Origin of the sequence: Dyella monticola (assembly GCF_003363155.1) — a bacterium.
Classification (GTDB): Bacteria; Pseudomonadota; Gammaproteobacteria; order Xanthomonadales; family Rhodanobacteraceae; genus Dyella_B; species Dyella_B monticola.
Window position 1 is genome coordinate 394,852 of record NZ_QRBE01000001.1, and the last position, 25,844, is coordinate 420,695.

At 60.8% G+C, this 25,844-nt stretch carries 19 protein-coding genes and 2 tRNA genes; 14 read left to right on the forward strand and 7 right to left on the reverse strand.

Going from position 1 to position 25,844, the window contains the following annotated elements; genetic code table 11:
- The first annotated feature begins 100 nt into the window (after positions 1 to 100).
- Positions 101 to 175: transfer RNA gene (locus DWU98_RS01555), tRNA-Val, on the forward strand.
- A gap of 91 nt (positions 176 to 266) precedes the next feature.
- On the opposite strand, the gene DWU98_RS01560 is transcribed toward DWU98_RS01555, so the two are convergent.
- Positions 267 to 998 carry a hypothetical protein gene (locus tag DWU98_RS01560; RefSeq protein WP_115493711.1) on the reverse strand — a complete coding sequence of 244 codons (732 nt, stop codon included), beginning with the start codon at positions 996 to 998 and terminating at the stop codon, positions 267 to 269.
- 197 nt (positions 999 to 1,195) lie between these two features.
- Here DWU98_RS01560 and DWU98_RS01565 point away from each other — a divergent pair, with 197 nt between their 5' ends.
- Positions 1,196 to 1,642, forward strand: a complete 447-nt coding sequence (locus DWU98_RS01565; RefSeq protein WP_115493712.1) for a CopD family protein — start codon at positions 1,196 to 1,198, stop codon at positions 1,640 to 1,642.
- A gap of 101 nt (positions 1,643 to 1,743) precedes the next feature.
- Here DWU98_RS01565 and DWU98_RS01570 read toward each other — a convergent pair whose 3' ends face one another.
- Positions 1,744 to 2,754 (reverse strand): NAD-dependent epimerase, encoded by a 1,011-nt coding sequence (locus tag DWU98_RS01570; RefSeq protein ID WP_115493713.1) that lies wholly within the window; start codon positions 2,752 to 2,754, stop codon positions 1,744 to 1,746.
- A 285-nt stretch (positions 2,755 to 3,039) separates the two neighbouring features.
- Between DWU98_RS01570 and thrS the strand changes: the two genes are divergently transcribed.
- From thrS to DWU98_RS01620, 10 genes are all read left to right on the forward strand, one after another.
- The gene (gene thrS / locus DWU98_RS01575; RefSeq protein WP_115493714.1) at positions 3,040 to 4,941 is read left to right on the forward strand and encodes a threonine--tRNA ligase; all 1,902 of its coding nucleotides are present in this window, start codon (positions 3,040 to 3,042) and stop codon (positions 4,939 to 4,941) included.
- Positions 4,942 to 4,984: 43 nt separating this feature from the next.
- Positions 4,985 to 5,509 (forward strand): translation initiation factor IF-3, encoded by a 525-nt coding sequence (infC, locus tag DWU98_RS01580; RefSeq protein WP_329955395.1) that lies wholly within the window; start codon positions 4,985 to 4,987, stop codon positions 5,507 to 5,509.
- A 364-nt stretch (positions 5,510 to 5,873) separates the two neighbouring features.
- Positions 5,874 to 6,071: a 50S ribosomal protein L35 gene (rpmI, locus tag DWU98_RS01585; RefSeq protein ID WP_019467379.1), complete on the forward strand. Its 198-nt coding sequence runs from the start codon at positions 5,874 to 5,876 to the stop codon at positions 6,069 to 6,071.
- A 16-nt stretch (positions 6,072 to 6,087) separates the two neighbouring features.
- Positions 6,088 to 6,447, forward strand: a complete 360-nt coding sequence (gene rplT, locus DWU98_RS01590) for a 50S ribosomal protein L20 (RefSeq protein ID WP_115493716.1) — start codon at positions 6,088 to 6,090, stop codon at positions 6,445 to 6,447.
- A 226-nt stretch (positions 6,448 to 6,673) separates the two neighbouring features.
- Entirely contained in the window at positions 6,674 to 7,669 is a 996-nt protein-coding gene (gene pheS / locus DWU98_RS01595; protein ID WP_115494137.1) for a phenylalanine--tRNA ligase subunit alpha, read from the forward strand.
- Positions 7,670 to 7,690: 21 nt separating this feature from the next.
- A complete protein-coding gene (pheT, locus tag DWU98_RS01600) occupies positions 7,691 to 10,069 on the forward strand; it encodes a phenylalanine--tRNA ligase subunit beta (protein ID WP_115493717.1) in 2,379 nt (792 codons plus the stop codon).
- Position 10,070: 1 nt separating this feature from the next.
- Positions 10,071 to 10,373 carry an integration host factor subunit alpha gene (gene ihfA, locus DWU98_RS01605; RefSeq protein WP_115477488.1) on the forward strand — a complete coding sequence of 101 codons (303 nt, stop codon included), beginning with the start codon at positions 10,071 to 10,073 and terminating at the stop codon, positions 10,371 to 10,373.
- Entirely contained in the window at positions 10,354 to 10,710 is a 357-nt protein-coding gene (locus DWU98_RS01610) for a MerR family transcriptional regulator (protein WP_115493718.1), read from the forward strand. The genes ihfA and DWU98_RS01610 overlap by 20 nt, the downstream gene beginning before the upstream one ends.
- Positions 10,711 to 10,852: 142 nt before the next feature.
- Positions 10,853 to 10,929, forward strand: a tRNA-Pro gene (locus DWU98_RS01615).
- Positions 10,930 to 11,131: 202 nt separating this feature from the next.
- A complete protein-coding gene (locus tag DWU98_RS01620; RefSeq protein WP_230474613.1) occupies positions 11,132 to 11,770 on the forward strand; it encodes a hypothetical protein in 639 nt (212 codons plus the stop codon).
- Between the two features lie 37 nt (positions 11,771 to 11,807).
- Here the strand turns inward: DWU98_RS01620 and pbpC are convergent, their stop codons facing one another.
- From pbpC to serA, 4 genes are all read right to left on the reverse strand, one after another.
- Positions 11,808 to 14,216 (reverse strand): penicillin-binding protein 1C, encoded by a 2,409-nt coding sequence (pbpC, locus tag DWU98_RS01625; RefSeq protein ID WP_115493720.1) that lies wholly within the window; start codon positions 14,214 to 14,216, stop codon positions 11,808 to 11,810.
- Between the two features lie 104 nt (positions 14,217 to 14,320).
- Complete coding sequence (locus tag DWU98_RS01630; RefSeq protein ID WP_230474657.1) at positions 14,321 to 19,252, reverse strand: alpha-2-macroglobulin family protein; 4,932 nt, start codon at positions 19,250 to 19,252, stop codon at positions 14,321 to 14,323.
- A gap of 207 nt (positions 19,253 to 19,459) precedes the next feature.
- Complete coding sequence (locus tag DWU98_RS01635) at positions 19,460 to 21,121, reverse strand: methyl-accepting chemotaxis protein (RefSeq protein ID WP_115493722.1); 1,662 nt, start codon at positions 21,119 to 21,121, stop codon at positions 19,460 to 19,462.
- A 111-nt stretch (positions 21,122 to 21,232) separates the two neighbouring features.
- Entirely contained in the window at positions 21,233 to 22,465 is a 1,233-nt protein-coding gene (gene serA / locus DWU98_RS01640; RefSeq protein WP_115493723.1) for a phosphoglycerate dehydrogenase, read from the reverse strand.
- Between the two features lie 109 nt (positions 22,466 to 22,574).
- Between serA and DWU98_RS01645 the strand changes: the two genes are divergently transcribed.
- Both DWU98_RS01645 and pip read left to right on the forward strand, forming a co-directional pair.
- Positions 22,575 to 23,960: an FAD-binding oxidoreductase gene (locus DWU98_RS01645; protein WP_115493724.1), complete on the forward strand. Its 1,386-nt coding sequence runs from the start codon at positions 22,575 to 22,577 to the stop codon at positions 23,958 to 23,960.
- Between the two features lie 177 nt (positions 23,961 to 24,137).
- The gene (gene pip / locus DWU98_RS01650; RefSeq protein ID WP_115493725.1) at positions 24,138 to 25,097 is read left to right on the forward strand and encodes a prolyl aminopeptidase; all 960 of its coding nucleotides are present in this window, start codon (positions 24,138 to 24,140) and stop codon (positions 25,095 to 25,097) included.
- Positions 25,098 to 25,124: 27 nt separating this feature from the next.
- Here the strand turns inward: pip and upp are convergent, their stop codons facing one another.
- Positions 25,125 to 25,769 carry a uracil phosphoribosyltransferase gene (upp, locus tag DWU98_RS01655; protein ID WP_115493726.1) on the reverse strand — a complete coding sequence of 215 codons (645 nt, stop codon included), beginning with the start codon at positions 25,767 to 25,769 and terminating at the stop codon, positions 25,125 to 25,127.
- Positions 25,770 to 25,844 lie beyond the last annotated feature (75 nt).

The window sequence follows — 25,844 nt, forward strand, 5'->3', positions numbered from 1 at the left end:
AGGGGGGGCAGGGGAGGGATTGCCGGAGCTCGCCGTAACCCTGTGCTTTACAGTCAAACCTTTTCAGCCCCCATCCGTTCCCGTATACTGCACGGCTCTTGGGCGGTTAGCTCAGCGGTAGAGCACTTCCTTGACATGGAAGGGGTCACAAGTTCGATCCTTGTACCGCCCACCAATTCAGCGCATTGATCCGCAGTACGCGGGGCGATGCAAAAAAAACGAAAAGCCACGCCTTTCAAAGCGTGGCTTTTTTGTTTTTGGTATCACTATTGCTTGCGCTGCAGCGCGCTGATCACCTTGCCATGGGCATCGAGCATTTCCAGCGAGGGGGTTCCGTCGGATGCCACCTTCATGAGGATGCGCGGTTTGCCGGTGGTGTCGTTCAGGCCGAGCATCACGCTGTTGTCGCCGCTGCCGTCCAGGCCTCTTCCGAGCACGAGCCGCGTAACAGGCCGTCCGTGCTTGGCGAGAAACGCGTCGAGGGCTTTTTGTTGCTGATCCTTAGGCAGGCCTTTGGTCGAGTCGAGCAGTTGGATCAGCTCAAGAATGGAGTAGTCCGGATAATCGGTGATTTTGAATTGCGTCGATCTGTCATTGCCGTCCTGGGTCGACTCGAGGGCTAGCGTCTGATCTTGTTCGTAGGCATCGAAGGACAAATGGCCGGATGAACGCTTGGTGCCATCTCCGGTTTTCTCGCCGCCGAAAATCAGGCCGCCGTTTTCGGTGCCTTCGTCGTTGTAGAAAATCATCCCCGCGGATTTGCGGTCGGGGTGCGGGTATTCCTTGCCCTTGATGAGGATGCCTGGGGCTCGTGCCGCGTCGGAAATGATGAGGCGTACCGTGCCATCCGGTTCACGCAAGTTGATGCGTTGTACATCGAGCTCTTCCACCGAGAGCTTTTGCGTGGGACGTGCAAAGCCATAGATCGTGCTCGTTGCAACGATGGCGGTAAGCACGGTTGCATAGATGATCAGGAACCGCTCGCCAATCTTTCGCATAGTTCACCTCGGGTGATGGAGTAGTTGATGTCATCAGGGCGAGACGTCATTTCGGCGAAGGCCGGAGTGACGATGAGGAAAATCCATTTCGGGAAGATATACAAATAATTGCGCTATGCGGCCCATGGCCGCAATCACTGACGCAAACGCCCAATCCACGTACCATCACGCACGTCATCCCATCGCGCGGAGCCCCCATGACCTATCTGTGGATCAAAAGCCTGCATGTCCTGTTTGTGATGGCATGGATCGCCGCGGTGTTCTATCTGCCCAGGATCGTGGTGAATATCGCCGAGGCGGGCAGTGAGCCGGCTGTCAAGGCTCGTCTCGAGTTGATGGGCCTGCGCCTGTATCGGTTCGGCCACATGATGTTTGGCATCGCCTTTCTGTTCGGCCTCACGCTTTGGCTGGGGTCGCACGTTTTTCCGAACGTGTTGCCGCAGTGGGGGAGACTGGGGTGGCTGCATGCAAAGCTCGGTCTGGTTGCGCTCCTGCTGATCTATTACGTATGGAGCGGTCGCCTGATAAAGCGCAGCATGAAGGGTGGCGTGTTGCCTCCGGCGCGTACGTTGCGCTTGCTCAATGAGCTGCCGGTACTGCTGCTGCTTGGCGTGATCTTTTTGGCGATCGCCAAGCCGTTTTGAGAGGCCGCATTTTCGCGGAGCTTCTTAGTAGCGAATCGTCATTCCGGCCCTCGCCGGAATGAAGGTAAGGCGATATTTACTATCGGGCTAGAGAAAAGCAATCAGGTGATATGGTGGTAGTCGCGATACCACTTCACGAACTTCGCCACGCCCTCTTCAATCGAGGTGTTCGGCGCATAACCCACATCGCGCCGCAGTGCAGAGACATCCGCCCACGTATCCGGCACATCACCCGGTTGCATCGGTAGTAGGCGTTTTTCCACTGTGCGCCCGAGGTTTTGTTCCATCAGCTCGATAAAGCGCATGAGCTGCACCGGCTGATCGTTGCCGATGTTGTACAGGCGATAGGGAGCATGGGACGTGCCGGGGTTCGGTTGCGTCGGCTCGTAGGTCAGGTCGGGCTCGGCGATGTGGTCCAGCGTGCGGATCACACCCTCCACGATATCGTCAATGAACGTGAAGTCGCGACTGTGGTTGCCATGGTTGAACACATCCAGAGGCTCGCCGCGCACGATGCGATCGGCGAACAACATCGGCGACATGTCCGGGCGTCCCCACGGCCCATACACGGTGAAGAAGCGCAAGCCGGTAGTGGGCAGGCCATAGAGATGGCTGTAAGTGTGCGCCATCAGTTCGTTGGCCTTTTTCGTCGCAGCGTACAAGCTCACCGGATGATCCACGGCGTCCTCCACCGCGAACGGCAATTTGCGGTTTGCGCCATAGACGGAGCTGGACGAGGCGTAGACCAGGTGCTCAACCTTGTGATGCCGACAGGCTTCCAGGATGTTCACGAAACCGATCAGGTTGCTTTGCGCGTAAACGTGAGGGTTTTTCAGCGAATAGCGCACACCGGCCTGCGCGGCCAGGTTCACCACGCGTTGTGGCTGGAAGTCGTGAAACACCCTGTTCACCGCCTCGTCATCGGCAAGGTCGCCGCGCAGGTGGGTGTAGTTTGGATGCTTGGCGAAGCGTGCGAGGCGCGCCTCTTTCAGTGCCGGATCGTAGTAGTCGTTGTGATTGTCGATGCCATGCACTTGGTCGCCACGCGCCAAAAGACGTTCGGTGAGGGCGGCGCCAACGAAGCCGGCCGAGCCGGTGACGAGTACACGCATCGCAAGATCCTTGGGTTGCTGGTTAGGGGGCTCGTTGTCCCGGCTTTCGGCGGGTCGAGGGGTGGCAGATTGTAGTGGCTGCCCGGTGATGGCTGAATTGACACAGCGGCCGCGCTAAACTAGCGTTCGCTTCCCAACTTTAGTGAGCCAAGGTGGCCCGCGCCCAAGCGCTGGTCGAGTGTGCGACATGACAACTACGAGCCTCCAGCGCTGATTTTCGCCACGCCTTGTGTTCATGCAAAAGGGCGCGTGGCGCCCTTTTTGTTTTCCAGAGATACGAACTTTATGATCGAAATAACGCTCCCCGACGGTAGCAAGCGCCCCTTCGACCATCCCGTCACGGTGCAGGACGTGGCCGCCTCCATTGGCGCCGGCCTGGCCAAGGCCACCCTTGCCGGCAAGGTGAACGGCAAACTGGTGGATGCCAGTTTCACGATCGACCATAACGCCAGCCTGGAAATCGTCACCGAGAAGAGCCCGGACGCGCTGGAAATCCTGCGTCACTCCACGGCACATTTGCTGGCGCAGGCCGTGCAGCGTCTGTACCCGGGCGCGCAGGTAACGATCGGCCCAGTGATCGACAACGGCTTTTATTACGACTTTGCCTATGAGCGCCCGTTTACGCCCGACGATCTGGTGAAGATCGAAGCGGAAATGGAAAGGATCGTGAAGGAAGGGCTGCCCGTCACGCGCGGTGTGAAATCGCGCGATGAGGCGGTCTCGTTCTTCCGGGGCATCGGCGAGGACTACAAGGCCGAGATCATCCAGAGCATTCCGCAGAATGAGGAGCTCTCGCTCTACTCGCAAGGCGAATTCACCGATCTCTGCCGTGGTCCGCACGTGCCCAACACGGGCAAGCTGCGCGCGTTCAAGCTGATGAAAGTGGCCGGTGCGTATTGGCGCGGCGATTCCAACAACGCCATGCTCACGCGCATCTACGGCACGGCGTGGTTGAACGATAAGGACCTCAAGGCCTACTTGCATCAGCTCGAAGAGGCCGAGAAGCGCGATCACCGCAAGATCGGCAAGGCGCTGGACCTGTTTCATCAGCAGGAAGAGGCGCCTGGCATGGTGTTCTGGCATCCCAATGGCTGGGCCATCTGGCAGGCCGTGGAGCAGTATGTGCGTGGCGTCTATCGCAGCAGCGGTTACCAGGAAGTGCGCGGCCCGCAGATCATGGATGTGAGCCTGTGGAAGAAATCCGGCCACTGGGACAACTACCAGGAAAACATGTTCTTCACGGAATCGGAAAAGCGCACCTATGCGCTGAAACCGATGAACTGCCCCGGTCACGTGCAGATCTTCAACACCACCCTGCACAGCTATCGCGACCTGCCTGTGCGCTATGGCGAATTTGGCGGATGCCATCGCAACGAGCCGTCGGGTGCGCTGCACGGCATCATGCGCGTGCGTGCCTTCACGCAGGACGACGGTCACGTCTTCTGCACGGAGCAGCAGATTGAATCGGAGGTCACCGCGTTTCACCAGCAGGCCATGAAGGTGTACGCCGATTTCGGCTTCGAGGACATCGCGCTGAAGATCGCCCTGCGCCCCGACAAACGCATCGGCGGTGACGATGTGTGGGATCGCGCCGAGGACGCGCTACGCGCCGCGTTGCGTTCGGCTGGTGTACAGTGGGAAGAGTTGCCGGGCGAAGGGGCGTTCTACGGCCCGAAGATCGAGTACCACATGAAGGATTCGATCGGCCGCGCCTGGCAGGTCGGCACCATGCAGGTGGATTTCATGATGCCCGAGCGCCTGGGCGCCGAATATGTGGACGAACACAGCCAGCGTCGCCATCCGGTGATGCTGCACCGGGCTATCGTCGGCTCGATGGAGCGCTTCATTGGCATCCTGATCGAGCATCACGCCGGCAATCTGCCCGCGTGGCTGGCGCCAGTGCAGGCGCAGGTCTTCAGCATCACCGATGCCCAGTCAGACTATGTCCGTGAGGTAACGCAAGCCCTTGTCGACAAAGGCTTCCGCGTGAAGGCCGATTTGCGCAACGAAAAGGTCGGCTATAAAATCCGCGAACATACGCTACAGAAAGTGCCCTACCTGCTTGTGGTTGGTGATCGCGAAAAGGAGTCGGGCACTGTTTCCGTGCGTACGCGCTCGAGCGAAGATCTCGGCAGCATACCGCTGGCCAGCTTCATCGAACGCCTGGAGGCCGAGACGCGGCACTGATGCCGCCCGGCCAAATTGAAAACAACTTCTGGAGGATAGTGGTATCGCCACCACAGAAACTAAGGGCAACCGCCGCAACCATGAGATCCGCGTACCTCGCGTACGTGTGATTGGACCGGATTCCGAACAGCTCGGCATCCTCACCCGCGACGAGGCACTGCGTGCGGCCGAAGAAGCAGGGCTCGACCTGGTCGAGATCCAGCCCAACGGTGATCCGCCCGTCTGCCGCATCATGGATTACGGCAAGTTCAAGTTCGAAACCCAGAAGAAGGCTCAGGCCGCCAAGAAGAAGCAGAAGCAGGTCGAGATCAAGGAAGTGAAGTTCCGTCCGGTTACGGACGTGGGCGACTACCAGATCAAGCTGCGCAACATGCTTCGATTCCTCGAGGAAGGCGACAAGGTCAAGGTCACCATCCGCTTCCGCGGCCGCGAAATGTCCCACCAGGACCTCGGTCAGGGCCTGGCCAAGCGCATCCAGGAAGATGTGGGCGAGAGCGGCGTGATCGAGTCCTTCCCGCGTCTGGAAGGTCGCCAGATGGTGATGATGATCGGGCCGAAGAAGAAGTAAGCCCAGCGGCTGCCTTCCCCCTAAGGGAGAAGGTGAGCGAGGGGCCAGCTTCGCCCCAATGTTCCCCCATTGCTTCGGATCACTCCCTCCCACGCCTGCACGGGAGGGCCGGAGTGGGGGAGTGCTTGCGTGAATGTTGCCGCGAGTGTTCACCCCTCCCGACCTCGACCTATGTAAGCAGGAGGAGGGCCAAGGTCAGGCATCCGAGGGAATGCTGGCTTTGGCTCATTGGTCTGCGTATAATCGCCGGTTCGACCCGCAAGGAAGGGTCGTGAACCGATCATGGCAGGACGGAAAGTGCAGCCCCCTGGGTCGCCGCCAGATCAGTCAGAAACCGGGGTCCATCCCCATCAAGGAGCATTCCATGCCCAAGATCAAGACCAATCGCGCGGCGGCGAAGCGTTTTCGCAAGACCGCGTCCGGCAAGTTCAAGGCCGGCCATGCGTTCAAGTCGCACATTCTGACCAAGAAGTCGACCAAGCGTAAGCGCAATCTGCGCGCCACCAACCACGTCAAGGCATGCGACACCAAGGGTGTAGCACGCATGTTGCCGTATCTCTAAGGCGGAGGACTAAACCATGGCTCGTGTAAAGCGTGGCGTTACCGCCCGTCGTCGTCATAAGAAGGTCATCGGCCGTGCGAAGGGTTACTACAACGCCCGTCGCAAGGTCTTCCGCGTTGCCAACCAAGCCGTCATCAAGGCCGGTCAGTACGCTTATATCGGCCGCAAGCAGAAGAAGCGCCAGTTCCGTGCCCTGTGGATCGTGCGTATCAATGCGGCGGCTCGTCAGTTCGGCTTGTCCTACAGCCGCCTGATCAACGGCCTTGCCAAGGCCGGTATCACGGTGGATCGCAAGGTGCTGGCCGACATCGCCGTGCACGACATCAAGGCGTTTGGGGCCATCGCGGAAAAGGCGAAGGCCAGTCTGGCCGCTTGATCGTCAAGCACTGACGAAATGATGTGAATCAAGCGGGGAGAAGGCCTTAAGCCTTCTCCCCGTTTTTGTTTCTGTTCGTTCCAAACGGTACGTGGATATCTGCATATTTCCATGATCTTCTTATGCGACGTCACCCCCGCTTTCGCGCGAATGACGTCAAGGCAAGAAAGCTTCATGCGACGTGTAGAAGAGGCCAATCAACATGAATCAAGTCGGGACCGCATCGATGGAAGACCTCGATAGCCGCGCCACCCAGGCGCTAGCTGAAATCGACAAGACCGACACGCTCGACGCGCTCGACGCGCTGCGCGTAAGCCTCTTGGGTAAGAGCGGCGTCGTCACCGCCGCACTCAAAACGCTCGGCACCCTGTCGCCGGACGAGCGCAAAGCGCGCGGCGCCGAAGTGAACCGCCTCAAGGAACGCCTCAACGACGCACTCACCGTGCGCAAGCAGGCGTTGGAACAAGCCGAACTCGATCGACGCCTTGCTTCCGAAAAGCTCGACATCAGCATGCCAGGCCGCAATGGCGAGCGCGGTGGCATTCATCCGATCACGCGTGCACTCGAACGCATCGCGGCGATCTTCGCGCGACTGGGGTATCAACGCGCCGATGGTCCGGAAATCGAGGACGACTGGCACAACTTCGAAGCGCTGAACTTCCCGCCGCATCATCCTGCGCGCGCGATGCACGACACGTTCTATTTCGGCGATGGCCGCCTGCTGCGCACGCATACCTCGCCGGTGCAGATCCGTTCGATGAAAGATCGTCAACCACCGATCCGCATCATCGCCCCCGGCAAGGTCTATCGCAGTGATTCGGATCAAACGCACTCGCCGATGTTCCACCAGATCGAAGGTCTGTTGGTGGACGAAACCTCCAGTTTCGCCGATCTCAAAGGCACGCTGGCCGAATTCATTCGCGCCTTCTTCGAGCGCGATTTCGAAATGCGCTTCCGTCCCAGCTATTTCCCCTTCACCGAGCCGTCAGCCGAGGTGGATATCCGCTGGGATGCCGAAGACGGCAGCACGCGCTGGTTGGAAGTGCTCGGCTGCGGCATGGTGCATCCGAACGTGTTGAAGAACTGTGGCATCGACCCGGAACGCTACACCGGCTTCGCCTTCGGACTGGGCGTCGAGCGTTTTGCCATGCTGCGTTATGGCGTTTCCGATCTGCGCGCGTTCTTCGAGAACGATCTGCGTTTTCTCAAGCAATTCGCCTGATTCGCGTTTAGGAACTAAGCAATGAAATTCTCCGAAAACTGGCTGCGCGAGCTGGTCGAAATCAAGGCAGACCGTGCCGCGCTGGCGCACGCGCTGACCATGGCCGGGCTGGAAGTGGAAGCGCTCACTCCGCTGGGTGAAAATCTTGGCGGTGTGGTAGTGGCCGAAATCGTCGGCGCCGAAAAGCATCCGGAAGCCGATCGCCTGCAGGTGTGCAAAGTGAACGCCGGCAGTGGCGAGCTGCTGCAGATCGTTTGTGGCGCACCGAATGCACGCATCGGCATCAAAGTACCGCTCGCCACCGTTGGCGCTAGCTTGCCGGGCGACATCACCATCAAGGCGGCCAAGCTGCGTGGTGTGGAATCGTTTGGCATGCTTTGTTCGGCCAAGGAGCTGGGCATCGATAGCGACGCGTCCGGCTTGCTGGAACTGCCGCTGGATGCGCCGGTGGGCCAACCGCTTGCCACCTATCTGGCGCTGCCGGATGCGAGCATCGAACTGAAGCTCACACCGAACCGTCCTGATTGTCTGGGTCTGGTTGGCCTGGCACATGATGTCGCCGCATTGTTCGGCAGCCATGTGAAAGCCGCGGCGCAGGTTGATGCGGCGGTGACGAGCAGCGCGCGGCGTGGCATTCGTCTCCAAGCCGGCAAGGACGCGCCGCGCTATCTGGGGCGCATCATCGAAGGCATCGACCCGGCTGCGCGCACACCACTGTGGCTGGCAGAGCGCCTGCGTCGCGCCGGCCTTCGCCCGATCAGCGCCGTGGTCGACGTCACCAACTATGTGATGCTGGAACTCGGCCAGCCGCTGCATGCGTTCGATAACGGCACGCTCGAGGGCGATATCGTCGTGCGCCATGCACGCGACGGTGAAGTGCTGAAGCTGCTCGATGGTTCCGAGGCGAAGCTCGACAGCGGTTTCGTGCTGATTGCCGATGACAACAAAGCGCTCGCCGTTGCCGGCGTGATGGGCGGTTATGACTCGCGCGTCACCGACGCTACGCATAACATCTTCCTTGAGTCCGCGCATTTCGCACCGGCTGCGATCATGGGCCGCGCGCGCAAACTTGGCATGCACACCGATGCTTCGCACCGCTTCGAACGTGGCGTCGATCCCGAACTCCCGCGTCGTGCGCTGGAGCGCGCCACCGAACTGCTGCTCGCTATTGCGGGCGGCAAGGCCGGGCCGGTGCTGGCGGCGGAAAACCTCGCCGATCTGCCCAAGCCGGCAATGGTGTGCCTGCGTCGTGCACGGCTGAAGCGCGTGCTGGGCGTCGACGTGGCCGATACCGAGGTCGCGCGCATCTTCACCGCGCTCGGCATGCGGGTGGAGGGCACCAGCGAAGGCTGGCGCGTCACCGCCCCTACCAGCCGTTTCGATATCGAGCTGGAAGAAGACCTGATCGAGGAAGTCGCTCGCATCTACGGCTACGATCGCATCCCCACGCACACGCCGGAAGGCGCGCTCGCGCTAGCGACGGAGCCGGAGGCGCGTCTCAACGAGCTGGCTGTGCGCGAGCAACTCGCGGCGCGCGAGTACTACGAAGCCGTGAATCTCGCCTTCGTAAGCCATGGCACCCTGGAGACCTGGGGGTTCACCGAACAGCTCGTGCCGCTCGCCAATCCACTTTCCACTGACCTGGCGGTGATGCGTCCGTCGCTGCTGCCCGGTCTGATTGAGGCGCTGTCGCACAATCGCGCGCGCCAGCAGGAGCGGGTACGCCTGTTCGAGCTGGGCCGCGTATTTATGGCGGGCAACCCACCCGTAGAGACACCCAGCCTGGCCATCGTCGCCAGCGGCAACGCGCGCGCCGAGCAGTGGGGCGAAGCGTCGCGCCCCTTGGATTTCTTCGACCTCAAAGGCGACCTCGACGCCTTGGTCACCTGGGGCGGCGAGCCCCAGCGCTGGGCCGTCCACCGTGACAGCTTGCCGGCGTGGCTGCACCCAGGGCGAGCTGCGCGCGTCACACGTGACGGTGAGACAGTCGGCTATGTGGGCGCCCTGCATCCGCGTCTGGCCAAGGCACTGGATCTGGGACCCGACGTACACGTGCTGGAGCTGGCCCTGGAACCGCTGCTCGGGCGGCGCCTGCCAAAGGCGCAGCCGGTGTCGCGTTTCCCGACCGTACGCCGGGATATCGCCGTGGACGTACCCGAACAGGTAAGCTGGTCACAGATCGAGCAGGCCATTCGCGGCAGCCTGGGCGTGACCCTGGCAGAGCTACGGCTGTTTGATCGTTACAGCGGAAAGGGGGTCGAAGCGGGCCGAAAGAGTCTCGCTATGGGCTTGATTTTGCAGGACGCTTCCCGCACCCTTACCGACGAAGACGCTGATCGCTGTGTTCAAAATGCGGTATCGGCGTTGGGGGCTGCATGCGAGGCGAAATTGCGAGGATAAGATGGCGGCGCTGACAAAGGCGGAGATGGCAGAGCGCCTCTTCCTCGAGGTGGGCCTTAACAAACGTGAAGCCAAAGAGTTCGTGGACGCCTATTTCGAGGTCGTCCGCGAGGCGTTGGAGAGGGGCGAGCAGGTCAAGCTGTCGGGTTTTGGCAACTTCGATTTGCGGCAGAAGAACCAGCGACCGGGACGTAACCCCAAAACCGGCGAGGAGATCCCCATCTCCGCCCGCCGGGTGGTGACGTTCCGGCCAGGACAGAAACTCAAGGTGAGAGTCGAGGGCTATGCTGGATCAGGGGAATAACACCGAGCTGCCCGCCATCCCGGCCAAGCGCTACTTCACCATTGGTGAAGTAAGCGAGTTGTGCGGGGTGAAGCCTCATGTGCTGCGGTATTGGGAGCAGGAGTTCCCTGCGCTCAATCCCGTCAAGCGCCGTGGCAACCGCCGCTATTACCAGCGCCACGACGTGCTGATGATCCGGCAGATCCGTTCCCTGCTTTACGACGAAGGCTTCACCATTACGGGAGCGCGTGCGCGCCTGGAAGGGCCACAGGCCCGCATGGAGGCCAGCATGTCGCACCAGATCGTGCGCCAGGTGCGCATGGAACTGGAAGAAGTATTGGCACTGCTGCGTCGCTGAGCGTAGTCGGTATTTTCCTCCCCCGTGCGGAGAGGAAAAAGGGCGTAGCCAAGCCTGCGGTAGTCTTCTTGTCACTCACCAACGCTCAGGCTAGCCGCTCTGCAGCGACAACTGCTAAACTCCTTTTCTTTACCGGATCAGTCGGGGCGTAGCGCAGCCTGGTAGCGCATTTGCCTGGGGGGCAAAGGGTCGTCGGTTCGAATCCGGCCGCCCCGACCAATTCGCAGATAAAAGCAAACGGCGCATCGAGCGCCGTTTTTGTTTTCGACGCGGCTCGGGCTACGCAAATAACGTAAATAGGCCCTAATCTCGGCACACCTTTGCGCGATAAGGAGCTGCCGCTATGCCGTCGAACACCTGTCACCCCAACGCACCGCACGTAAAGCTGAAAGCGCCGGACTGGTACATCTCTTCGTTGATGATGGATCGTGCGCTGGACGCGATCCTGCGGCGGGTGAAGAAGCTCGATCGCAAACACGACATCCCCTATCTCGCCGGTTACAGCGAGGATGGCAAGACGATCTACATTGATCGTCATCTGCCCACGTCCTTTGTCTTTCGTGGACGCACTATTGAGGTGGATCGCTTCCTCATTCTGCATGAGGAAGTGGAAAAGACACTCATCGATCAGCTCGGCCTGCACTATCTGCATGCGCATCAGATCGCCACGCGCGCAGAGGAAGCCGCCATACATGCGCAGCGCATTACTTGGAAAGCCTATGACCGCTTCATGCAGAAGTATGTAAAGCGCATTGGCGACGAGCGCCTGACCAAGGTGCCGGAGGATCTCGACCTTAAGCCGTATCGCGATTATCACGACTACGACTTGCTGCACCGGATGCAGCAGCATCTGGCGCGTGACAAGACGCTGGCCGCTAGCAAAAAGGCGGAATTGAAAAGCTATGCCGCGGCGTTTCGTGAAGAACTGCGTGACCAGCAACGGCATGCAGCGCCAGCAGACAGTGCCAGGCGCAGTAAGGTCGTTTCAAAGAAAACGTCTGCTGCACGTTCTGCCAAAGCGAAGCCCAAACGAGCACCTGCCGAGCGCGTCAAGCGATGAAACCCGCGACGGCGCCCGCAGGTGCGCGGAAGGGAATCTATGATTTCTCCACGTACACCGCCAACTGAGCGAAGGCGCCGTTACGGGTCAATGCGGTAATCCGGTGATCGCCAGGCTGGGGCAGGTTGAGCTGCATTTTCGCGTCGCCAAGGCTGCTTCCCTGCAGGCGACCATCCAGCAACCACTGCACGTCGCCGCTTGCGCCCAATGCCTGCAGGGTCACATGCAATGGTTGCGTACTGTTGGGCGCCTGCCGCAGGCGAGTACCCTGGCTCAGGCCCACAATACGAATTGGATTGGCGACATCCAGCGAATCGGGCGCACATCCTGGCGCAAGCGGCGGCAGCGCCGCTTGCGCCGCATCGTCGACGCTCAGCCATGGCGTCGCCAGGGCGGGCCAACGTGCAATCTGCATCGTGTGCTCACTCTTGCCATGACATGTAGCGCTCAGACGCCGCCCTTTCGCATCTACGCGCACGATGACGAGGCCGGATGACCACGCGGTGACATCACGCTCGGCAAATGTGGGCGGTATGGCGCCATCGAGCGCCCACGCTTTGCGTTGCTTACGACAGAGTACGGGCGGCGTATGGGCAGCCAAGCCGCCCAGTGGCCAGCAGATATCCACCTGGCGCACAGTGGCTGGCTGCGCGGCATGCACATGGTCGCCGCCGTTGGGCAGCATATCGACCACGGCAAACATCAATGGCAGCGATGTCACTGCACCGTATTGGCCTGGCGATGGCGTGCCATCGGGTCGGCCGATCCACACGCCAATCGTCCAGCGGTCCGTGACACCGATCGCCCACGCATCGCGGTAGCCGTAACTGGTGCCGGTCTTCCACGCAACGGTGTCGTGCTGACTGATCGTTCCTTCCAGCGGCGCGCCTTCGACATCGGCGGGATTGGTGGAAAGTATGTCACGGATGATCCAGGCCGCCCCTGGAGAAAGCAGGCGACGCGCCTGCCTGGGTGCGTCGGGCAGATAACGAGGTGCACCCGCCACCCCGCCATTGGCGAACGCGGTATAGGCACCCACCAGGTTTTCCAGGCGCGTGGATGCGCCGCCAAGAATGATGGAGAGATTAGGTTGTGCACCTTGCGGTAAGCTCAAATCGACGCCTCCGTTGGCAAGACGCGCGACGAAACGATTGGTGCCGACGTGATCGAGCACATCCACCGCGGGAACGTTGAGCGACCGCTGCAAAGCGTCAGCGACGCTGACCGGGCCATTGAACGCATCGTCAAAGTTGGAAGGCTTGTAGCCGCCGAAATCCTGCGGTGCATCCACCAGCAAACTTTGCGACGTTATCAGCCCATCGTCGAGCGCGAGTCCATACAAAAACGGTTTGAGCGTGGAGCCGGGCGAACGTTGCGCGCGCACCATATCCACATGGCCCAGACGCGACGGATCGGCAAACGCCGCCGTACCCACATACACGCGTGCTTCAAGCGTGGCATTGTCCACCACCAGCACCGCGGCCGATGTGCGTGATGGCAGGCGCGAAAGGTAATCGCTGACGCGATCTTCCACCGCGCGTTGCAGGTTGGCGTCGATGGTGGTGACGATGCGACGCGCCTGCGGCTGCTGTTGATGCAGCCGCTCAGCCAGGAGCGCGGCATCCAGCGGCGCGCGCAACGAGCGCGCCACGACCGGCTCCATATCGGCATCGCGCAGTTGCGCGTCGCTCCATAAACCTTTGTCGCGCATGCGCTTGAGCACCTTGTCGCGTGCGCGGCGCGCGGCATCCGGATGGCGATCGGGGCGTAAGAGGCTGGGCGATTGCGGTAACACCGCAAGCAACGCCGCTTCGGCATGCGACAGCCGGCTGGCCGGTTTACCCAGGTAAGCCCAGGATGCGGCCTCGACACCCTGGATCGGGCCGCCGAACGGAGCATGGTTGAGATAGAGATCGAGAATCTGCGCCTTGCTCAGGTGTGCTTCCAACTGCAACGCGCGGAAGATCTGCACCAGTTTGCCGGGAACGGTGTGCGGAATCGGCGTAATGATGCGTGCCACCTGCATCGTTAACGTGGATCCGCCTGAAACTACGTGACCGTGGCGTAGCGCACCGAATACACCGCGTAGCAGTGCATAGGGATTGACGCCGGGATGGCGATAGAACCATTGGTCCTCGTACGTCAGCAGAGCCTGCAGATAGAGCGGTGAAACCTGCTTGGCGGTGATCGGATAACGCCACACACCGTCGCTGTCGGCAAACGCACGCAACGGTGTGCCATCGCGCGCGAGCACAACGGTGCTGCCGGTGTCGGGGGCGGGAAGTTGAAGGGGAAAGATGCGATCCAACAGCACTGCGATCAGCGCGAGCGCTACGACTGCGATGAGAAGCACTCGTAGCCAGCGATATGAGCGCCGCGCGTACGATCCCCTCTCCCCTTCGGGGAGAGGTTTAGGGTGAGGCGGCGCGCTTGCAGGAAGCTTCATGGTTTTTTGCGCAAAGGAACGCGATGTCTTCGCAAGATTGGTCCCTCACCCCAACCCTCTCCCCGGAGGGGAGGGGGAGCGTTTAAGTCGAGGGCGTGTGAGGATTACGGCTCCACCACCTTCAATTGCGTCAGTGCGACCCCGCCAATACCACGCACCGCCGGCCGATACATATCTTCCACCAGCGGCGGTGGCACTGTGTAGGTACCAGGCGTCACCGCGCGCACCAGATAGAACACATGTGCCGCCTGACCACGCTGCAATTTCAGCGCGGCATCATAACGATCGTCGCGATATTCCTCGTGCACGATGTCAGCCGCATCGGTGTGTTGATCCAGATTGATGCCATCCACCACCACACCTTCCCACTGTTTCGCACCACCCAGGTTGAGATTTTCCACTTCCAGGCCGCCGGGCAACAGGTCGGTGACCAGCGCATCGGGCATGTTCATACGCGCTTCGATGGTCAGTTCGACGATAAGACTATCGCCTTCCTTCAGCGTATCGCCCGTCCACGGCTTGCCGTCGGTGGTGAAATAGCTGCGACGTACGTCAACCTGATCCGGGTCGGCGGAAGGTGCCTTGGTCGGGATGCCGGCAATGTCGAAGGTGGCGAACACGGTGGATGTGTCGTTCGGTTGCACCGTAATGCCACTGCCGACTTCCGCCGATGTGAGTACGCGTGTCCACATGAACGTATTAGGCGGTACGGATTCCGTTTTGCCACTGACATTCAACGTCGCGGAAAGCGGCGGGTGATTCGCCGCATCGAACGTATGCGCCACGCGCGCGATCGCCACCTGTTCCTGCGTGCTCAGGTAAGACCATGACCAGTGGTAATACGGAATTTTCTCCTGCGTGGCGCGCACGTTGGCGGTGGCATTGCGGGCCCAGTCGATGAGCTTCGCGTCGTATTCGGGTTTGTTCATCCCGTAGGCGTGAGTGAGCGCGACCATGGTGGCCAGGTCGCGCAGGTCCGAACCGTAATCCCCGACGTACCATGGCCGTTCCTTGTTCCACGCGAATGCTTCGTCGATGGCCTTTTGCGCACGAGCGTTGTCACCCATCAGCTTGAGCGCAATGCCTAAGTGCACCAGCGGCAGCGGTGCCACCAGCTTCTGGCGATCGTTGTCGAAGATCGCGCGCAGCGTGCCGAGCGGTGCGCGATTCACACGCGCCAGCACAAAGCCGGAATACGCTTCATCGGCGATGCGCATGTGATCGTGATGCTCGTAGGCGTAATACGGATGACCGCCGGCGAGCAGATCATCGCTAAGGCGTTGCAGGGACTTTTGCAGCACATCCTGCGGCACGGCGAAGCCTGCATCGCGCGCGTCAAGCATGAAGTCGACCACATACGGCGTGATGAAGGTTTCGATGGGACTGGTGCCGCCCCAGAAGCTGAAGTGACCGTTGCTGGCCTGGAATGACGCGATGCGGTCCAGGGCGCCTTCGACTGCAGCCTGTCGCGCACTATCGGAAAGCCCTGTGGTGCCCAGCGCCTTGGCGGTTTTCTCGTCCATGTACAAGGCCGCATAGCCCTTGCTGGTGGTCTGTTCGATGCAGCCATACGGATAATCGAGCAAGTTGCGCAGCGCCGTGCTGTAAGGCAGCGGTGGCAGCGTGCTCAACGTGAGTTGTGCGCGCACGGTCTGTGGAATGAGACCCGCCATCGAGCCATCCAGATGCGTCGGCTTGGCGCCTTCCAACGCCATGGGTGTGGTGGTGATCTGCTCGGGCCATGCCGGTCGCATGGCGAATTCGAAATGCCGGTCGACGCTGTAATCGTTGAGCTCGGCATGGATATCCAGGGTGGCCACGCCCACGCCACCTTGCGCTGTGACGGGCATCAGCAGCGTGGTGTTTGCGCCATCCTTGAGCGGTACGTTGCGCGTGGCGTTATCCACCTTGATCACGTCGTTGGTCTTCACGCTTATTTTGGCGACGCCATCCTTGCCGGAAAGATTTCTAAGATCCAGGCTGATCTGCGCCTTATCGCCATTGGCCATCACGCGTGGCGTGCTGGGTTCGACCACCAGCGGTGCGCGCACGGTGACGTTGCCATCGGCGTTGCCGAAGCGATCATCGCTGTAGGCCAGCGCGGCAAGGCGCAGGCTGCCGTTGAAATCGGGCACCTGCACATGCAGCGTGGCTTTGCCTTGCGCGTCGAACGCGACCGGGCCGGTGAACAGATCCACGATCTGCACTTTCGGATTCAGGCGTGCCGCATGCGGCAGACCCTTGCCGCTCATGTCGCCGCCGTAGCGCAGTTTTGCTTCTGCGCCGTCCATCGCCTCGATCACGCGGCTGTACAGATCGTAGGCGTCCACACCTAGTGCACGCTTGGCGAACATCCACGTCCACGCATCCGGCACCGGGTAATTGGTGATATTCAACACACCTTGGTCGACCGCCGAAAGCGTGACGTAGGCGTGTTGGCCGGCAAGACCCTTCGCCTGCACGCTGACATCCAGCGGATTACCAGGACGCATGAGTGACGGCGCACTCAGGTTCAGTGGTATGCGCCGATCATTGCGATCCATCGTGACATGCTCGATGCCGATGGCGCGCGCAGGTGTCGTGTGTTCGGTCGCATCGCCACCGCGGAATACGAGCGCGACGACGTACACGTCATGACGCTCCCAATCCTTGGTGACCGGAATGTCGAACGTAGCGCCGGCCTTGGCTTCGATATTTTGCGTGTACAGCAGATGGTCCGATTCCACCAGCAACACGCCGGGGCCTTCGTGCGGCGGCGTGACGGTGACTTTCATGGTGTCGCCGGCACGATAGCGCGCTTTATCCAGGGCGAGCTTTACTTTGTCAGGGCGAGCTTCCTTGCCGATGTTTTCGTCGTCCCAGCTATAGCCGGCGAAGAAGGGAAACACGGTCGTGAGCTGGGTCGCCGGGTCATAAACCTCCAGGCGATAGCCGCCCCATTCGACCGGGAAATCGACCTGCACGCGCTGCCCGGCGGTAACGTCCACATCCTTTTCGTCGACCTGCTGCAACTGCACGTTGGCGTTGGATTTCCAGTCGTCGCCATGTTCGTACAGCCAATAGAAGTCGCGGATTTCGCGCTGCAGGCGCACTTTCAGATGCGAGCCGGCGACGAGCTTGCCATCCACATTGGCACGCATGATTTCGAACGATGCGCGGCCTTCGCTCTCCGCGCCCTGTGTGGGGTCGAACAGCGGGCGCACGCCGACCAACTCCGGCGCCGGCCAGTACACGCGATTCAACAAGCGAGTGACCGCGCGGCCGCCCGTTTCGAACACACTGCCAGAGAGCGTCGCGGCCAGCGGCGCTATCGGTTTTACGTCATCGGGTAGGGCGATGTCCTGTTCCAGACGACCCTGCGCATCGAGCTTGGTGTCAAGGATGTTGTTGGCTTCCTTGGGCAGGTCGACCAGCGGATTGCCAAAGAACGTATCCGGCAGGTTCGGCAGCGGATGCACTTCAGGCTTCACCATCAACGTTGCGGTGAAACGATTGCCATCGGCCGGCGCGCCATAGAGATAACTGGAGGTGACGGCAAGCTTCAGCGGTTCGCTCGGCACCAATCGCGCTTGCGGGCTGCTGAGGTCCACCTTCAGACGCTCGGGCAGGAATTCCTCCACATGGAAGGGGAACGCCTGCACGGCTTCTCTGCTGGCCGGATCGAGCCGGAATTCGAGTTGCCATAGCCCGGTCGGTGCGTCGCTGGGAATGACCTGGCTCAGTTCGAAGTAATTGAGATCGTGCGGATCAAGGCGTGTATCGACCAGGCTGCGGCCATCGGGTTGTTTCAGGCGCACGAACAGCGCCTGCTGCTTCATTGGTTTGCCGTCGTAGTCGCGCAGAAGTGCCGAGGCATGCAGGGTTTCGCCAGGGCGATACAAATCGCGTCCGGACCAGGCGAATACTTCGAAGGGCGCCTCCGGGCGGCCCGTGATATCGAAGTTGGAAACATCCAGTGCGGGCTTATTGAACGGCAGCACGGAAACATCCTTGCCGTGGCGTGCGATCAATACATCGGCAGGGTTTACCTTGTACGCGATCAGTGCGTTGCCGTTGTCGTCGGTGGTGGCTTTCAGTTTGGTATTGCCTGATGCATCGTTGACTTCGATATCCACGCCGCTCATCGGCGAACCATCATGCAGCGAAGCAACGTGAAGCAACGCATTGTCGTGATAGACACGCAGATGCAGGCCCAGGTCGCCGACGAAGAAGATCGCCGTATCGTAGCCGCCGGTAAACGTTCCGCCTTGCTTGAGCACGGCCATGTAAACGCCCGGCTGCGCCAGCTGCGGTATGTTCTGGATAGGAATGTAGGTGATCGTGCGTTCGTTCTGCTCGCCGCCTAGGGTGTAGTGATTGGCGTAGACCGAATCGCCCATGTCGGTGATGGCGCGTTTTGCGCGATCACCGTGTTCGCAGCGATCCCAGGGGGATGGGTCATGCTGCAGCTCGTAATCGTTGCGATGCTTGTTGTTTGGATACGCGCAGAACAGATCCGATAATGCGTCGTCATGCACGCGGAAGAATTCGATATCCGCATCGTCCACGTTGACCGAAACCAGCGGCAGTCCCCGCGAACCGCGCGCGGGCAATACGCTGCCCATCGAGGCGAAGCCGATCGCCGGCGTGAGATTGCCGGAGTAGACATCGCGCTTGACCTCATGTCCGAGCGTGCGTCCGTCCGCGGCCAAGAGGCCAGCGTGCAGCACCACGGCATAATGCTGATTCGGCGAGACGAAGGGGAAGCTCAGGGTCTTGCCGTCTTGCTGCAAGTCCCAGCTGCCGTTGATCGCTTCACCGTTCGGGCCGGTGACGGCGAGCTGCTGGTCGAACGGCTGGGCGGAGGCCAGCGGCGCACTGAAGTGCAGGCTGATGGCCGTGCGCGAATCGGTGGTTTGCGAACCGGCTGATAGCAGCGCGAAGGGCTGACTGGCGGGGGCTGCCGCGGAGTGGCTTGTTGCCGGCGCCCCCTGCAAGGCCGGCTTGCCCCCTTCTTGATGATGGCAGGCGGTAAGCAGCCCAGCCATCGACACCATGCATAACCCCACCAACCACCCGCCGTGGAAACGGCGGCCGATCGTCGTGCGCGTCATAGAACTCTCCCTGAGTATGGGAAAAGTGTCGCACGCATTTATGGCGGCGTGGAGGCTGGCGCGTGGCTGGCTGATTGCCGCCTATTTCGAAACTGGGGTGAGCCGATTCCACCTTGGCCAGAAGAGGGCGGTCAGGCCTTGATGACCGGCTCAGGCAGCTTGCAACTGGGGGCGTGTTGAAGCTTGCGAGCTTACGGATGCTGTCTTCGGCGCCGGCGAACCCGGGGGCGCCTGCTTTCCCTCCAGCTTGAAGAATTCCACGCTCTCCACCAGCGAGCGTGCGCGCATCTGCACGGTATCGGCGGCGGCCGCGGCTTCCTCCACCAGCGCTGCGTTGTTTTGGGTGACTTCGTCCATCTGGCGCACGGCGCGATTGATCAACTGGATACCGCTCGCCTGCTGCGTGCTCATGGAGGCGATCGCATCCACGGTCTTGGTGACGGTTTCGACGCTGTCGAGCAGCTTGCCGACCATTGATTCGGCATGCCCGATAATCTGCGTGCCGCTGCCGATGATGGTGGCCGATTCTTCGATCAGCGCGCGGATTTCGCGTGATGCTGTGCGCGAGCTGCGCGCCAGCGCCTGCACTTCCGCCGCGACGATTGTGAAGCCTTTGCCCGCTTCGCCTGCACGCGCCGCTTCCACCGATGCATTCAGCGCGAGGATATGCGTCTGCGTGGCAATGCGCTCCATCGTCTCGGTGATGTCAGTGATGCGGTTGGCGGCGTCCTGCACGTGCGCCATGGCGCCTACCGCTTCGGTCATTGCCGCGCCGCTTTGACGCGCGATATCAGACGCCGATCCCGCCAGGCAACTTGCTTCATGCGCATGCCGCGCATTGGCGTTGACGCTGTCGGTAAGTTCTTGCATGGACGTCGAGGTTTCCTCCAGCGCAGCCGCTTGCTCGCTAGTGCGCTGTGAGAGGTCCTGATTGCCCATCGCGATCTGTCGCGTCGAGGCGGAGATCTCGGTGGAGCCAGCACGAATGACGCCTACCACGTTGCGCAATTGTTTATTCATCACCGCAAGCGCGCAGAGCAGCTTGCCGGTTTCATCACGGCTGGTCGCCACCACATCCATGGCAAGGTCGCCACCGGCGACAGCCTCCGCCACTTTCACCGCGCGACCCAGCGGCGCCGTAATGCTATAGGCCAGCAGCCCCACGAGCACGACGCTGGCGATCACCGCGCTCAGCACAACCGAGGCCAGCAGCATGCACGCCTGGGAGAACGCCGCATGGCTTTGTGCATCGATGCGCTGGGACGCCACCTGTGCCTCTTTCTTCATGCCGGCGACCAGCCCATCGATAGCCGTGGTGGGCGCGCGATCGATACCCACCACTAAACCATCCACGATGTGGACGCTTTTCTCATCCTTCGCGTCGTAGTGCTGAAGAGCGGCCAGATATGTGAGGCCAAGGTCGGCATGCGTGTTGAGCGCCGCGTCCACACCGTGCGTATCTAAGCCAAGCGCGCTCATCTGCTGCTTGAGCGCAGCGAGATCGGTATCGACCGCATGAGCTTGTGCGACAAAGGCATTGTGATGTTTCGAGAAATCATCGGCATTCGCACCGCGTAGAAGCAGATCTTTCCATTCCTGCACCTGCTTCTTGAAATCGACCTGCGCCACGCGCGCGGTGTCGACGGCCGCGGCAAAGTTTGCCGCGGTCTGGGTCGAGCGTACTTCGAGGTCGTGCGTACGGACCAAGCCGCGCCAGCCACCCAACCCGACGATGACAGTTGCCGCTAGCAATAGAACACCTAGCAGGCACAGGCGGGCCGCGATAGGTAGGTCACGAAATCGAAAACGCATAAGGAATCCGCGTGGAAAGGCTGCCGAGTTAAAGGCGTTATCGGCAAAACCGCCGATTCGCTTGAACAGGGCGTTCAGGCTGGATGCGGCCCCCAGCCTGACCCCTGTCTTTCAGTAGAGCAGGCGGGTGCGCAAAGTCCCCGGAATCGCGCTCAGCTTTTCCTTCAAGGCGGCGGCTTGCTGCTCATCGGCGGATACGTCGATCACGACATAGCCCACATCCGGGTTGGTCTGCAGGAACTGCGCATCGATGTTCATGTTGCCGGCGGAGAACAGCTCGTTGATGCGCGACAGCACGCCGGGCACGTTGCGGTGGATGTGCAACAGGCGGCTGCTGTGTGGGTGTTCGGGGAGCGTCACTTCCGGGAAATTCACCGCGGACAAGGTGGAGCCGTTGTCGCTGTAACGCACCAGCTTGCTGGCGACTTCGATGCCGATGTTGTCCTGCGCTTCCAGCGTGCTGCCGCCGATGTGCGGCGTCAGGATCACATTGTCCACGCCCACCAGCGGCGAGACGAATGGATCGTCATTGCCCTTGGGTTCGGCCGGGAACACGTCGATGGCAGCGCCGCCGATATGCTCGCTGCGCAAGGCGTCAGCCAGCGCATCGATATCCACGACCGTGCCGCGCGAGGCATTGATCAACAATGCGCCCTTGCGCATTTTCGCGATTTCGTTATGACCGATCATCCATTTGGTGGCCGGTGTTTCCGGCACGTGCAGCGTCACGATATCGGAACGCTCGAGCAGATCCTCCAGGCTCGTGGCAGCGCGCGCGTTGCCCAGGGATAGCTTGGTTTCGATGTCGTGAAAGATCACCCGCATGCCGAAGCTCTCGGCCAACACGCCCACCTGCGTGCCGATGTGGCCGTAACCGACGATGCCAAGCACCTTGTCGCGTGCTTCGAAACTGCCGGTGGCGGATTTGGTCCAGCCGCCGCGATGGCACAGCGCGTTCTTCTGCGGGATGCCACGCAGCAGCATGATCGTTTCGGCGATCACCAGCTCCGCCACGCTGCGCGTGTTGGAGTAGGGCGCGTTGAACACGGGAATGCCGAGCTTTGCGGCGGCATCCAGCTGCACCTGGTTGGTGCCGATGCAGTAGCAGCCTACGGCGATAAGCCGCTTGGCATGGTCGAGCACGTCAGCCGTTAGGTGCGTGCGTGATCGAATCCCGACGATGTGCGCATCGGCAATGCGCGCTTTGAGCTCCTCCTCCGGCAAGGACTTGGCGTGATATTCGATTTGGGTATAACCCGCGCGCTGGAAGGTTTCCACAGCCGTGCGGCTTACGCCTTCGAGCAACAGCACCTTGATGTCTTGCTTGGGGAAGGAGGTCTTCATGATGGCCTGGCATTTGGAAGTCCAAACACTATGCCAGATTTTTGCGCGTTGCAGCACTAGACGTGTCCGGCAAGCGCTGTCAGGCTGGGGCTTCCTGTCTGGAGCCGCCATGAACCCGCAAGCCCTCGCCGACCTGTCCAGCCGCCTGCCCGAGCTTCGCCTGCTCACCGAGCCCGGCGATCTGGAGCACTACGGTCGCGACTGGACCCGGCGCTGGACCCCGGCCCCGCTGGCGATCGCACTGCCAGCCTCTATCGAGGAGGTGCAGGAGATCGTGCGTTGGGCCAACCATCATCGCGTGGCCATCGTGCCTTCCGGTGGTCGTACAGGCCTTTCGGGCGGCGCGGTGGCGGCCAACGGCGAGCTGGTGCTGAGTCTTGCGCGCATGAACCGGGTGTTAGGTTTCGATGCGGTTGACCGTACCCTGACCGTGCAGCCGGGCATTGCGCTGGAGGCCGTGCACACAGCCGCGCGTGAGCATGGTCTGATCTATCCGGTCGATTTCGCCGCGCGCGGTTCGTGCTCGATCGGCGGTAATATCGCGACCAATGCAGGCGGCATCCGCGTGATCCGTTACGGCAACACCCGCGAGTGGATCGCCGGATTGAAGGTGGTGACGGGCCTGGGCGAGCTGTTGCATCTGAACCGTGGGTTGATCAAGAACTCCAGCGGCTACGATTTGCGCCAACTGATGGTCGGCTCGGAGGGCACGCTGGGCATTGTGGTGGAAGCCACGCTTCGTCTCACCGATCCGCCGCCGGCGTCGCACGTGATGCTGCTTGCACTGCCGGACATGCAGGCGTTGATGCAGGTGTTTGCGTTGTTCCGCGAGCGATTGTCGTTGCAGGCATTCGAGTTCTTTACCGACGTCGCCTTGAAGCATGTGCTTGCACATGGCGCGCAGCGCGCTATCGAGGGAGATTATCCGTACTACGTCGTGACGGAATTCGATGCAGCGGACGAGCGTGCGCAAGAAGTGGCGCTGGCCGTATTCGAGCAAGGTCTGGAACAAGGCTTGATCGCCGATGGTGTGATGGCGCAAAGCGACGCGCAAGCTGCGGCGCTATGGCGGTTGCGCGAAGGCATCACGGAAAGTCTCGCACCCCACAAGCCCTACAAGAATGATATTTCCGTACGCATCGGTGCCGTACCGGTGTTTCTGCAGGACATACAAGCGCTGCTTGCGCATGAGTATCCGCATATGGAAGTGGTGTGGTTCGGTCATATTGGCGACGGCAATCTGCATATCAACGTGCTCAAGCCGGCATCGCTTTCCGATGCGGACTTCATCGCGCAATGCGAACACGTCACCCAGCGACTGGCGGAAACCTTGCACCGACATGGAGGCAGCATTTCTGCTGAGCACGGCATTGGTTTAGTGAAGCGGGCGTACCTGGAAAGCACGCGCAGTGCGGCGGAAATCGCGCTGATGCGTGGGGTGAAGACGGTGTTCGATCCGAATGGGATTCTCAATCCCGGCAAGTTGTTCGCTTGAGCCTCAGGTTATCCCTCCGCTGGACCCAGGGATTGCCTGGGGTGAGGTGTTTACTCTCTCCTCCGATTGCAACTGCAAGCCGAGGCTGAAGCTCGCTGCAAATGTGATGAGGGAGCTTGGGTTACATGGCGCTCCCCTTTACCATGGGCTTCTCCTTTCATCGAACGCTGCCACGCCATGTCCCACGACCGCCGCACCCTGTACCCGGAGATCGAACCCTACGACGTCGGTCAGCTCAAGGTCTCCGATCTGCACACGCTGTACTACGAGCAAAGCGGCAATCCCAACGGCAAGCCGGTGGTCTTCCTGCACGGCGGACCAGGTGGCGGCACCAATCCTAAATGCCGGCGCTTTTTTGATCCGGCGGTCTACCGCATCGTGCTGTTCGATCAGCGCGGTTGCGGCAAGTCCACGCCGCATGCGGAGTTGACCGACAACACCACCTGGCACCTGGTCGCGGATATCGAGCGCTTGCGCGAGCGTCTGGCTATCGAGCGTTGGCAGGTGTTTGGCGGTTCATGGGGTTCCACGCTGGCGTTGGCCTACGCACAGACACATCCGGACAAGGTGACGGAACTCGTGCTGCGCGGCATTTTCATGTTGCGTCGCTGGGAGCTGGAATGGTTTTACCAGAAGGGTTGTGATGCGCTCTATCCGGATGCGTGGGAAGCTTACCTGGCGGCCATTCCCGAAGCCGAGCGCGGCGATCTGATGAGCGCATACCACCGGCGTCTGACCAGCTCCGATCCGCACGTTCGATTGAATGCTGCACGTGCCTGGTCGGTATGGGAGGGCGCTACCAGTTATCTGTATCAGGACGAGGCCTATATCAACAGCAGTGGCGAGGATGAATTCGCGCTGGCGTTTGCGCGCATCGAGTGCCACTACTTCGTGCATGGCGGCTTTTTCGAACATGACGATCAGCTGTTGCGCAATGTGGAGCGCATTCGCCGTATTCCGGCGGTCATCGTGCAAGGGCGTTACGATGTGGTATGCCCGATGCGCAGCGCGTGGGATCTGCATCGCGCGTGGCCGCAAGCGGATCTGCGGGTCGTGCAGGATGCCGGGCACTCGGCATTCGAGCCGGGTATTACGCATGCATTGATCGAAGCGACGGATCGATTTGCGCGTAGTTAGCAGTAATTTTGCATCGCTAGCGTGTCGTCATTCCGCCGTCGGCAACTGCTTGGTCCCAAAAATTTTGTCGCCCGCATCACCCAGCCCCGGCAAGATGTAACCGTGCTCATTGAGCCGCTCATCGATCGCCGCGGTGTAGATTTCGATATCCGGATGCGTGGCCTCGATGCGCTTCAAACCTTCCGGCGCGGCCACCAGGAACAATCCCTTGATGCGCTTGCATCCAGCCGCTTTGAGCATGTCTACGGTCGCCACCAGGGTGCCGGCGGTGGCCAACATCGGATCGACGATCAGGGCGATGCGCTCATCCATGCGGCCGGTGAGCTTTTCGTAATAAGCCATGGGTTGCAGCGTCTGTTCGTCGCGTTGCAGGCCCACTACCCCTACTTTTGCCGATGGGATCAGCTCCAGCACACCGGGCAACATGCCCAGGCCAGCACGCAGAATCGGCACGATGGTGATTTTCTTGCCCTTGATCTGCTCGATGCGAACAGGGCCTGCCCAACCATCGATGTGTGCTTGGACCGTTTCCAGATCCTTGGTGGCTTCATACGTCAGCAGAGAAGCGACTTCCGAAGCCAGCTCACGAAATTCCTTGGTGCTGATGCCGGCGCGGCGCATCAGGCCAAGCTTGTGTTGAATCAAAGGATGGCGAACTTCGACGATCTTCATACCGGCATGCACATGAAGGGGTTTGCACAAGCATAGCCGGAAACGAAAAAGGCGCCGTTTTCAGCGGCGCCTGGA

What these genes read in the sequence shown, in the direction of transcription:
- DWU98_RS01560 (WP_115493711.1), bottom strand. Translation starts at nt 998, where the DNA reads ATGCGAAAGATTGGCGAGCGGTTCCTGATCATCTATGCAACCGTGCTT.
- DWU98_RS01565 (WP_115493712.1), top strand. Translation starts at nt 1,196, where the DNA reads ATGACCTATCTGTGGATCAAAAGCCTGCATGTCCTGTTTGTGATGGCA.
- DWU98_RS01570 (WP_115493713.1), bottom strand. Translation starts at nt 2,754, where the DNA reads ATGCGTGTACTCGTCACCGGCTCGGCCGGCTTCGTTGGCGCCGCCCTC.
- thrS (WP_115493714.1), top strand. Translation starts at nt 3,040, where the DNA reads ATGATCGAAATAACGCTCCCCGACGGTAGCAAGCGCCCCTTCGACCAT.
- rpmI (WP_019467379.1), top strand. Translation starts at nt 5,874, where the DNA reads ATGCCCAAGATCAAGACCAATCGCGCGGCGGCGAAGCGTTTTCGCAAG.
- rplT (WP_115493716.1), top strand. Translation starts at nt 6,088, where the DNA reads ATGGCTCGTGTAAAGCGTGGCGTTACCGCCCGTCGTCGTCATAAGAAG.
- pheS (WP_115494137.1), top strand. Translation starts at nt 6,674, where the DNA reads ATGGAAGACCTCGATAGCCGCGCCACCCAGGCGCTAGCTGAAATCGAC.
- pheT (WP_115493717.1), top strand. Translation starts at nt 7,691, where the DNA reads ATGAAATTCTCCGAAAACTGGCTGCGCGAGCTGGTCGAAATCAAGGCA.
- ihfA (WP_115477488.1), top strand. Translation starts at nt 10,071, where the DNA reads ATGGCGGCGCTGACAAAGGCGGAGATGGCAGAGCGCCTCTTCCTCGAG.
- DWU98_RS01610 (WP_115493718.1), top strand. Translation starts at nt 10,354, where the DNA reads ATGCTGGATCAGGGGAATAACACCGAGCTGCCCGCCATCCCGGCCAAG.
- DWU98_RS01620 (WP_230474613.1), top strand. Translation starts at nt 11,132, where the DNA reads ATGGATCGTGCGCTGGACGCGATCCTGCGGCGGGTGAAGAAGCTCGAT.
- pbpC (WP_115493720.1), bottom strand. Translation starts at nt 14,216, where the DNA reads ATGAAGCTTCCTGCAAGCGCGCCGCCTCACCCTAAACCTCTCCCCGAA.
- DWU98_RS01630 (WP_230474657.1), bottom strand. Translation starts at nt 19,252, where the DNA reads ATGGTGTCGATGGCTGGGCTGCTTACCGCCTGCCATCATCAAGAAGGG.
- DWU98_RS01635 (WP_115493722.1), bottom strand. Translation starts at nt 21,121, where the DNA reads ATGCGTTTTCGATTTCGTGACCTACCTATCGCGGCCCGCCTGTGCCTG.
- serA (WP_115493723.1), bottom strand. Translation starts at nt 22,465, where the DNA reads ATGAAGACCTCCTTCCCCAAGCAAGACATCAAGGTGCTGTTGCTCGAA.
- DWU98_RS01645 (WP_115493724.1), top strand. Translation starts at nt 22,575, where the DNA reads ATGAACCCGCAAGCCCTCGCCGACCTGTCCAGCCGCCTGCCCGAGCTT.
- pip (WP_115493725.1), top strand. Translation starts at nt 24,138, where the DNA reads ATGTCCCACGACCGCCGCACCCTGTACCCGGAGATCGAACCCTACGAC.
- upp (WP_115493726.1), bottom strand. Translation starts at nt 25,769, where the DNA reads ATGAAGATCGTCGAAGTTCGCCATCCTTTGATTCAACACAAGCTTGGC.